Source organism: Escherichia sp. MOD1-EC6475, assembly GCF_003046645.1.
In the GTDB taxonomy this organism is placed as follows: Bacteria; Pseudomonadota; Gammaproteobacteria; order Enterobacterales; family Enterobacteriaceae; genus Escherichia; species Escherichia ruysiae.
In genome coordinates, this window is sequence record NZ_PZKQ01000052.1 from 100,759 (window position 1) to 108,745 (window position 7,987).

Consider the following 7,987-nt stretch of genomic DNA (forward strand, 5'->3'; position numbering starts at 1 on the left):
TGAGACTCTGAGTGACAGCGCCCTTCTTTCCACGCATACTGGGCGCTGTTGCTTTTTTGAACCAGGAAACAGAACCTCTGACAATGAATTTACAGCATCACTTTCTTATTGCCATGCCTGCTCTCCAGGATCCGATTTTTCGTCGTTCCGTGGTCTACATTTGCGAACATAATACCAATGGCGCAATGGGGATCATCGTCAACAAGCCACTGGAAAATCTCAAAATTGAAGGGATTCTGGAAAAGCTGAAGATCACGCCGGAGCCGCGTGATGAATCAATCCGTCTGGACAAACCGGTTATGCTTGGCGGCCCGCTGGCTGAAGATCGCGGGTTTATTTTGCATACTCCACCATCAAATTTTGCTTCCAGTATTCGCATTTCAGACAACACGGTGATGACCACCTCCCGTGATGTACTTGAAACGCTCGGCACCGATAAACAACCGTCTGACGTATTGGTGGCGCTGGGTTACGCCTCCTGGGATAAAGGCCAGCTGGAACAAGAGATTCTCGACAACGCCTGGCTAACCGCCCCGGCAGATCTGAATATTCTGTTCAAAACGCCGATTGCCGACCGCTGGCGCGATGCGGCAAGACTGATTGGTGTTGATATTCTCACTATGCCAGGTGTGGCGGGGCACGCCTGATGAGCGGAACCTTACTCGCCTTCGATTTCGGCACTAAAAGCATTGGCGTGGCGGTAGGTCAACGTATTACCGGCACCGCTCGCCCTTTGCCTGCAATTAAAGCGCAGGACGGTACGCCGGACTGGAACCTTATTGAACGTTTACTGAAAGAGTGGCAGCCGGACGAAATCATCGTCGGTTTGCCGCTGAATATGGACGGCACCGAACAGCCATTAACCGCCAGGGCGCGTAAATTCGCCAACCGTATTCATGGTCGTTTCGGTGTTGAAGTAAAGCTACATGACGAGCGTCTTAGCACCGTAGAAGCGCGTTCCGGGCTTTTTGAACAAGGTGGTTACCGGGCGCTCAACAAAGGTAAAGTCGACTCTGCCTCTGCGGTTATCATTCTCGAAAGTTATTTCGAGCAGGGTTATTAAGGCGATTTATAAGCCTGGCGAATTGTCATTACCGTCATCTTGCCGGATGCGGCGTAAACGCCTTATCCGCCTACATGTGGCAACGGCCGTAGGTCTGATAAGACGCGTTAGCGTCGCATCAGACGTTTATTGCTGGATGCTGCGTTTGTATGCCTGATAAGCGTAGCAAATCAGGCATATTTACGAAGCTAATCAACCAATTTCGCCTCACAAACGCCCTTCCCCCACCCGCTGCTGATAACTCTGCTGAAACGTTATCATCCCCACCTGCTGCCCGGTTTGAATAACATGCGGCAACTGGTGGGTTTTCCCTTCGCGAATCAAATTCCCCACCGCTGGCGTGTTAATCAATAATTCAAACAGCGCCACGCGCCCTTCCTGCTTATCCACTTCCAGCTTTTGTGACAACACCGCCCGTAAACTCCCCGCCAGTTGATTACGCACGGGATCTTTTTCCTGCGCCGGAAATGAATCCACCAGCCGCTCAACGGCCTGCGCCGCACCGCGCGTATGTAAGGTCGCCAGCACCAGATGTCCGGTTTCTGCCGCCGTCAGCGCCAGACGTATTGTCTCGCTGTCACGCAGCTCTCCGAGCAATATCACATCGGGATCTTCCCGCAATGCGGCACGCAATCCCGATGCGAACGTCATACAGTGCAAACCGATTTCTCGCTGCTGGATCAAACATCGTTGGCTGGCATAGAGATATTCAACAGGATCTTCCAGCGTCAGAATATGCGCATCGGCATGTTGATTAAGATAGCCAACCATCGCCGCCAGCGTGGTAGATTTGCCACTCCCCGTCGCCCCCGTCACCAGAATCAGGCCATTCTCGCTCTTGAGTAATTCCGGCAATACCGGTGGCGCACCAAGCTGTTCGAGCTGCGGGCAGTACGAAGGTAACAACCGTAACGCCAGAGAAATGCCTTGCCGTTGCGCGAACGCACTGCCGCGCAACCGCTGGTTTTCCGCCAGCGATACGGCAAAATCAAGCTGACCATTTTCAAGCAATATCGCCCTCTGCTCGTCATCCAGCCACTCCCGCAGTAGCTCTTCCACGTCCGGCGCGTCAAACGGTGCAGCTTCCATTCTGCCGCGAATGCGCCATCGTGCGGGCCAGGCGCTGCACAGGTGTAGATCCGAGACGTTATGCTTTACACTAAGGGCCACAATTTCTTCCATATTCATACTAAGATCCTCGGAAAATGAACGATATTGCGCATAACCTGGCACAGGTCCGGGACAAAATCTCAGCGGCTGCAACGCGTTGCGGCCGTTCTCCAGAAGAAATTACGCTGCTTGCAGTCAGTAAAACAAAACCTGCGAGCGCCATCGCAGAAGCCATCGACGCCGGGCAGCGTCAATTTGGTGAAAACTACGTTCAGGAAGGGGTAGATAAAATTTGCCACTTTCAGGAACTGGGCGTAACAGGATTAGAATGGCATTTTATTGGTCCGCTACAGTCCAACAAAAGTCGCCTGGTGGCAGAGCATTTCGACTGGTGTCATACCATCGACCGTTTACGTATCGCTACCCGCCTGAACGACCAGCGACCGGCAGAACTTCCACCTCTTAACGTACTGATTCAAATTAATATTAGTGATGAAAACAGTAAGTCCGGGATTCAACTGGCAGAACTGGACGAACTGGCGGCTGCGGTCGCTGAACTACCGCGTCTACGCCTGCGCGGGCTGATGGCTATCCCGGCGCCTGAGTCAGAATATGTAAGGCAGTTTGAAGTTGCACGCCAAATGGCTGTAGCATTTGCCGGACTGAAAACGCGCTACCCGCATGTCGATACGCTCTCTCTGGGGATGTCGGACGATATGGAAGCCGCCATTGCGGCAGGTAGCACAATGGTTCGCATCGGCACAGCCATCTTTGGTGCGCGTGATTACTCTAAAAAATAAGGAATTAAAGGAACGCCATGAATACGTTGACTTTCCTGCTTTCAACGGTCATTGAGCTGTATACCATGGTGCTGTTATTACGCATCTGGATGCAGTGGGCTCATTGTGATTTTTACAACCCTTTCTCACAGTTTGTGGTGAAAGTGACACAGCCAATTATCGGGCCACTGCGCCGCGTTATTCCGGCAATGGGGCCAATTGACAGCGCCTCGCTTCTGGTTGCCTATATTCTCAGTTTCATCAAAGCCATTGTGCTGTTTAAAGTGGTGACCTTCCTGCCAATCATCTGGATTGCCGGTTTATTAATTCTGCTGAAAACCATCGGCCTGCTGATTTTCTGGGTACTGCTGGTGATGGCGATTATGAGCTGGGTAAGCCAGGGTCGTAGCCCGATTGAATACGTGCTGATTCAGCTTGCCGATCCGCTGCTGCGCCCGATTCGCCGCCTGCTGCCGGCAATGGGTGGGATTGATTTCTCGCCGATGATCCTCGTTCTGCTGCTGTATGTCATCAATATGGGTGTCGCAGAAGTATTACAGGCGACAGGAAACATGCTGCTGCCGGGGCTGTGGATGGCGTTATGAGTGCCGTAACAGTTAACGATGACGGCCTGGTTTTGCGGCTCTATATTCAGCCGAAAGCCAGCCGTGATTCTATTGTCGGTTTACATGGCGACGAGGTAAAAGTCGCCATTACCGCGCCGCCGGTTGACGGTCAGGCCAACAGCCATCTGGTGAAGTTTCTCGGTAAGCAATTCCGGGTAGCCAAAAGCCAGGTGGTGATTGAAAAAGGCGAACTTGGCCGCCACAAACAAATTAAAATCATTAATCCGCAACAAATCCCGCCAGAAATCGCGGCGTTAATTAATTAGGTATCCTATGCAAAAAGTTGTCCTCGCAACCGGCAATGCCGGTAAAGTGCGTGAGCTGGCGTCGCTGCTTAGCGACTTCGGTCTTGATATTGTGGCTCAGACGGAACTTGGCGTTGATTCCGCTGAAGAAACCGGCCTGACCTTTATCGAAAACGCGATTCTGAAAGCGCGCCACGCGGCAAAAGCGACCGGTTTACCAGCGATTGCCGACGACTCCGGTCTGGCGGTAGATGTACTTGGCGGCGCACCAGGGATTTACTCCGCGCGTTATTCTGGTGAAGACGCGACCGATCAAAAGAATCTGCAAAAACTGCTGGAAACACTGAAAGACGTACCGGACGACCAACGTCAGGCTCGCTTCCACTGTGTGCTGGTGTATCTGCGTCACGCGGAAGATCCCACTCCGCTGGTGTGCCACGGCAGCTGGCCGGGCGTGATTACCCGTGAACCAGCCGGTACTGGTGGCTTTGGTTATGATCCGATTTTCTTTGTGCCTTCCGAAGGTAAAACCGCTGCCGAACTGACCCGCGAAGAAAAGAGCGCCATTTCCCATCGTGGTCAGGCATTGAAACTGCTGCTGGACGCTTTACGTAATGGTTAAATTACCGCCGCTGAGTCTCTACATTCACATCCCGTGGTGCGTGCAGAAATGCCCGTACTGCGATTTCAACTCTCACGCGTTGAAAGGGGAAGTGCCGCACGACGATTATGTTCAGCATCTGCTTAGCGATCTGGACAACGATGTCGCTTACGCCCAGGCTCGTGAGGTAAAGACAATCTTTATTGGCGGTGGTACGCCGAGCCTGCTTTCCGGCCCGGCGATGCAAACGCTGCTGGACGGTGTGCGCGCACGTTTGCCACTGGCAGCGGATGCAGAAATTACCATGGAAGCGAACCCCGGCACGGTAGAAGCCGATCGCTTTGTCGATTACCAGCGTGCTGGCGTGAACCGCATTTCCATTGGTGTACAGAGCTTTAGCGAAGAAAAGCTGAAACGGCTGGGACGTATTCATGGCCCGCAAGAAGCGAAGCGTGCTGCAAAACTGGCAAGCGAGCTGGGGCTGCGTAGCTTTAACCTTGATTTAATGCATGGGCTGCCGGATCAATCGCTGGAAGAGGCGCTTGGCGATCTGCGCCAGGCTATTGAACTGAATCCGCCGCATCTTTCCTGGTATCAACTGACCATCGAACCTAATACGCTGTTTGGTTCACGCCCGCCGGTACTGCCGGACGACGACGCGCTGTGGGATATTTTCGAACAGGGGCATCTGTTATTAACCGCAGCGGGTTATCAGCAATATGAAACCTCCGCTTATGCCAAACCGGGTTATCAGTGCCAGCATAATCTTAACTACTGGCGATTTGGTGACTACATCGGCATCGGCTGCGGCGCGCACGGCAAAGTGACCTTCCCGGATGGGCGCATTCTGCGTACCACCAAAACGCGTCATCCGCGTGGTTTTATGCAGGGAAGGTATCTGGAAAGCCAGCGCGATGTTGAAACCGCAGATAAGCCATTCGAGTTCTTTATGAATCGCTTCCGTTTGCTGGAAGCCGCACCGCGCATGGAGTTTAGCCAGTACACAGGTCTTTCTGAAGAGGTGATACGTCCACAGTTAGACGAGGCTATCGCTCAGGGTTATCTCACTGAGTGTGCAGATTACTGGCAGATAACGGAACATGGGAAGTTGTTTTTAAATTCGCTGCTGGAGCTTTTTCTGGCGGAGTAAATTTGTGTAGCCGGATACGGCGTGAACGCAGCATCCGACTACAAGTCATGCGTCATCGCAGAAATTACTTAATCACCCCATTACGCCGTAATTCTTCGGTATCTTTTTTCCAGCAATCGCTCGCCTGGTTGATATCGTCAATCTTCATTAATATCGCGACTTTTTTACTGTTTATTTCTGAAACCTTCATCGTTAACGGATATTGCCCTTTCTCGAGCGTTATCCAGTCATCCTGCAATTTACGGCTAAGTTTTTGTGATTGCAGAAAGGTCTGTCGCCGCTGTTCGTTGATATCGAAATCCCGTTTCTGCTGAATCGGCACTTCATAACACTCTTCGCTTTGTTTATGACATGCCGCAATCGCCGGTTGATAAACCTCTTTGTCATATTTAACCGCGAACGCCTCGCTATCATTCTGTTTATTAAACTCATCACGCTGTTGGTGTATTTTTTTGAAGGCGTCTTCGCGGGTCATTTGCTTGCCGTTTGCATCTTTTCCCCAATATGCATCCGCTGCTTTCTGCGCCGCCGCCATTTGCTTATCAAGCTCTTTCACTTCCTTTTCCAGCGCAGGAATCGAGCTCTTCTGGGTATTCAACGCTGACTCAAGCTGACTAAAGCGATAATTGAAATCTTCGCTATTCACGATCAGATACTTATTATTCGTTTTGATATCGTCGACCACCCGCCCACGATCGCTGGCTGCTGCCTGAAAAGAGTAAAAGCTCACCGTCCAGCCAGACGCAGGTGTTCCTTTACTGGTTAACATCGCCGAAAATTTTACGGGCTTATCTTTCGTCCAGGTCTGTTCCAGTAGTTGGTAGTCTGCCAGTTGACCAACCCAGGTATAGAGATCATCACTGGAAGAAACATCGCCTTCCGCTGACCAGGTGGCCTGATTACCTTTCGCATCAAGGTTTTTTAAACTGATGGCATCAAGCTTGAGAATACCGTGATACTGCTTGTTGAATTGTTCTTTTAAGACATTTTCAGTTGGCGGTTCGCCATCGGCCCAGCCATTACCAGACATCAACACAAACAGCGCCGTGCCTACAATCCATTGCTTTTTCACCAGAAAACCCTCGCGAGGAATAATTTATTCCAGTGATTATCATCAGGGTAATAACAATTGGCAATGGACGTGAGTCTGAAGTGAAAAAGCCCCGGCACGATACCGGGGCGAGGCGATTAGTACTGATTGAAAATCTGCTGGATCTGCTGTGGATCTTTAGTTTGCGTCAGTGCCAGTTGCAGCAGAACGCGCGCTTTTTGCGGGTTCAGCGTGCCAGAAGCGACGAAACCGTATTTTGCATCATCCACTTCGGCATCCTGAGTGGTTGCGCCCGTCGGTACGCGGGAAGAACGAACTACCGCAGTGCCGTTTTTCGCAGCGGTCGCCAGGGTGTCGAACACGGTTTTATACAGATTGCCGTTACCCACACCGGCGCTAACGATACCGTCGTAGCCTGCATCTACCAGTGCTTTTGCCGGAAGATCGGATGCGTTGGCGTAGTTATAAACGATGCCGACTTTCGGCAGTTCATTTAGCTTAGAGACATCGAACGGCGTGTCGCTGGTGTGCTTACGTGCCGGAGTACGCTGGTAGTCAATCTTACCGTTGTGAATGTAACCCAACGGACCGTAGTTAACAGACTTGAAGGTCGCTACATCGGTGGTATTAGTTTTGGTGACGTCACGACCATCAAGCACGGTGTCGTTCATCACCACCAGCACACCACGGTTGGCGGAGGCTTTATCGGCTGCGGTCACTACCGCGTTATACAGATTAAATGGACCGTCTGCGCTCATGGAAGTGGACGGGCGCATTGCGCCTACCATCACCACTGGCTTGTCACATTTCACGGTCAGGTCGAGGAAGTAAGCGGTTTCTTCCATCGTGTCAGTACCGTGGGTAATAACGAAGCCATCAGTTTTATCGCAGTCGGTGTTAATTTTTTTCGCCAGCGTCAGCCAGACATTGTCATTCATGTCCTGGGAGCCGATATTAACTACCTGCTCGCCTTTAACGTTCGCAATGTCCTTCAGTTGCGGCACCGCATTGACCAGATTTTCTACGCCAACTTTACCCGCTGTGTAGTTAGATTTGGTTGCGGAGTCACCACCGCCGGCAATCGTCCCGCCGGTCGCTAGAATGGTGATATTCGGTAATGCTAATGCTGCACCACTAAAACCCATAACCAGTGCGGCAAGTGCCGTCTTTTTGAAAAACTCCATTTCATTCCTCCAGTTACGTGAACGCGGTAATGACTCCAACTTATTGATAGTGTTTTATGTTCAGATAATGCCCGATGACTTTGTCATGCAGCTCCACCGATTTTGAGAACGACAGCGACTTCCGTCCCAGCCGTGCCAGGTGCTGCCTCAGATTCAGGTTATGCCGCTCAATTCGCTG

Annotated in this window: 11 protein-coding genes; 7 read left to right on the forward strand and 4 right to left on the reverse strand. The window is 51.5% G+C overall.

Translation table 11 applies throughout. The annotated features are described in order from the left end of the window. Positions 1-83: 83 nt before the first annotated feature. Positions 84-647 carry a YqgE/AlgH family protein gene (locus tag A7589_RS16955; protein ID WP_010354528.1) on the forward strand — a complete coding sequence of 188 codons (564 nt, stop codon included), beginning with the start codon at positions 84-86 and terminating at the stop codon, positions 645-647. Continuing rightward, positions 647-1,063: a Holliday junction resolvase RuvX gene (ruvX, locus tag A7589_RS16960; RefSeq protein WP_000017111.1), complete on the forward strand. Its 417-nt coding sequence runs from the start codon at positions 647-649 to the stop codon at positions 1,061-1,063. The genes A7589_RS16955 and ruvX overlap by 1 nt, the downstream gene beginning before the upstream one ends. 207 nt (positions 1,064-1,270) lie before the next feature. Here ruvX and A7589_RS16965 read toward each other — a convergent pair whose 3' ends face one another. Then, positions 1,271-2,251, reverse strand: a complete 981-nt coding sequence (locus tag A7589_RS16965) for a PilT/PilU family type 4a pilus ATPase (RefSeq protein ID WP_010354531.1) — start codon at positions 2,249-2,251, stop codon at positions 1,271-1,273. A gap of 17 nt (positions 2,252-2,268) precedes the next feature. Here A7589_RS16965 and yggS point away from each other — a divergent pair, with 17 nt between their 5' ends. Genes yggS through hemW form a run of 5 tightly spaced genes read left to right on the forward strand, consistent with a single transcriptional unit; the run spans position 2,269 to position 5,574 of the window. Further along, entirely contained in the window at positions 2,269-2,973 is a 705-nt protein-coding gene (yggS, locus tag A7589_RS16970) for a pyridoxal phosphate homeostasis protein (RefSeq protein WP_010354533.1), read from the forward strand. A 17-nt stretch (positions 2,974-2,990) separates the two neighbouring features. Further along, a complete protein-coding gene (gene yggT / locus A7589_RS16975; RefSeq protein WP_001094831.1) occupies positions 2,991-3,557 on the forward strand; it encodes an osmotic shock tolerance protein YggT in 567 nt (188 codons plus the stop codon). Continuing rightward, the gene (gene yggU, locus A7589_RS16980; protein ID WP_001277222.1) at positions 3,554-3,844 is read left to right on the forward strand and encodes a DUF167 family protein YggU; all 291 of its coding nucleotides are present in this window, start codon (positions 3,554-3,556) and stop codon (positions 3,842-3,844) included. Before yggT ends, yggU begins: the two co-directional genes overlap by 4 nt. Positions 3,845-3,851: 7 nt before the next feature. After that, complete coding sequence (locus A7589_RS16985; RefSeq protein ID WP_001174759.1) at positions 3,852-4,445, forward strand: XTP/dITP diphosphatase; 594 nt, start codon at positions 3,852-3,854, stop codon at positions 4,443-4,445. Continuing rightward, positions 4,438-5,574 carry a radical SAM family heme chaperone HemW gene (hemW, locus tag A7589_RS16990; RefSeq protein ID WP_000239985.1) on the forward strand — a complete coding sequence of 379 codons (1,137 nt, stop codon included), beginning with the start codon at positions 4,438-4,440 and terminating at the stop codon, positions 5,572-5,574. Before A7589_RS16985 ends, hemW begins: the two co-directional genes overlap by 8 nt. A 64-nt stretch (positions 5,575-5,638) precedes the next feature. Here hemW and A7589_RS16995 read toward each other — a convergent pair whose 3' ends face one another. From A7589_RS16995 to A7589_RS17010, 3 genes are all read right to left on the reverse strand, one after another. After that, positions 5,639-6,646, reverse strand: a complete 1,008-nt coding sequence (locus tag A7589_RS16995; RefSeq protein ID WP_000745198.1) for a DUF1202 family protein — start codon at positions 6,644-6,646, stop codon at positions 5,639-5,641. 116 nt (positions 6,647-6,762) lie between these two features. Next, the gene (ansB, locus tag A7589_RS17000) at positions 6,763-7,809 is read right to left on the reverse strand and encodes an L-asparaginase 2 (protein WP_000394132.1); all 1,047 of its coding nucleotides are present in this window, start codon (positions 7,807-7,809) and stop codon (positions 6,763-6,765) included. 40 nt (positions 7,810-7,849) lie between these two features. Further along, positions 7,850-7,987 (reverse strand): IS1 family transposase (locus A7589_RS17010; protein WP_021514769.1); only part of this gene is annotated, 138 nt, incomplete at its 5' end.

Bases quoted from the DNA above. Each gene is read 5' to 3' on its own strand.
- A7589_RS16955 (WP_010354528.1), top strand. From the start codon at position 84: ATGAATTTACAGCATCACTTTCTTATTGCCATGCCTGCTCTCCAGGAT.
- ruvX (WP_000017111.1), top strand. From the start codon at position 647: ATGAGCGGAACCTTACTCGCCTTCGATTTCGGCACTAAAAGCATTGGC.
- A7589_RS16965 (WP_010354531.1), bottom strand. From the start codon at position 2,251: ATGAATATGGAAGAAATTGTGGCCCTTAGTGTAAAGCATAACGTCTCG.
- yggS (WP_010354533.1), top strand. From the start codon at position 2,269: ATGAACGATATTGCGCATAACCTGGCACAGGTCCGGGACAAAATCTCA.
- yggT (WP_001094831.1), top strand. From the start codon at position 2,991: ATGAATACGTTGACTTTCCTGCTTTCAACGGTCATTGAGCTGTATACC.
- yggU (WP_001277222.1), top strand. From the start codon at position 3,554: ATGAGTGCCGTAACAGTTAACGATGACGGCCTGGTTTTGCGGCTCTAT.
- A7589_RS16985 (WP_001174759.1), top strand. From the start codon at position 3,852: ATGCAAAAAGTTGTCCTCGCAACCGGCAATGCCGGTAAAGTGCGTGAG.
- hemW (WP_000239985.1), top strand. From the start codon at position 4,438: ATGGTTAAATTACCGCCGCTGAGTCTCTACATTCACATCCCGTGGTGC.
- ansB (WP_000394132.1), bottom strand. From the start codon at position 7,809: ATGGAGTTTTTCAAAAAGACGGCACTTGCCGCACTGGTTATGGGTTTT.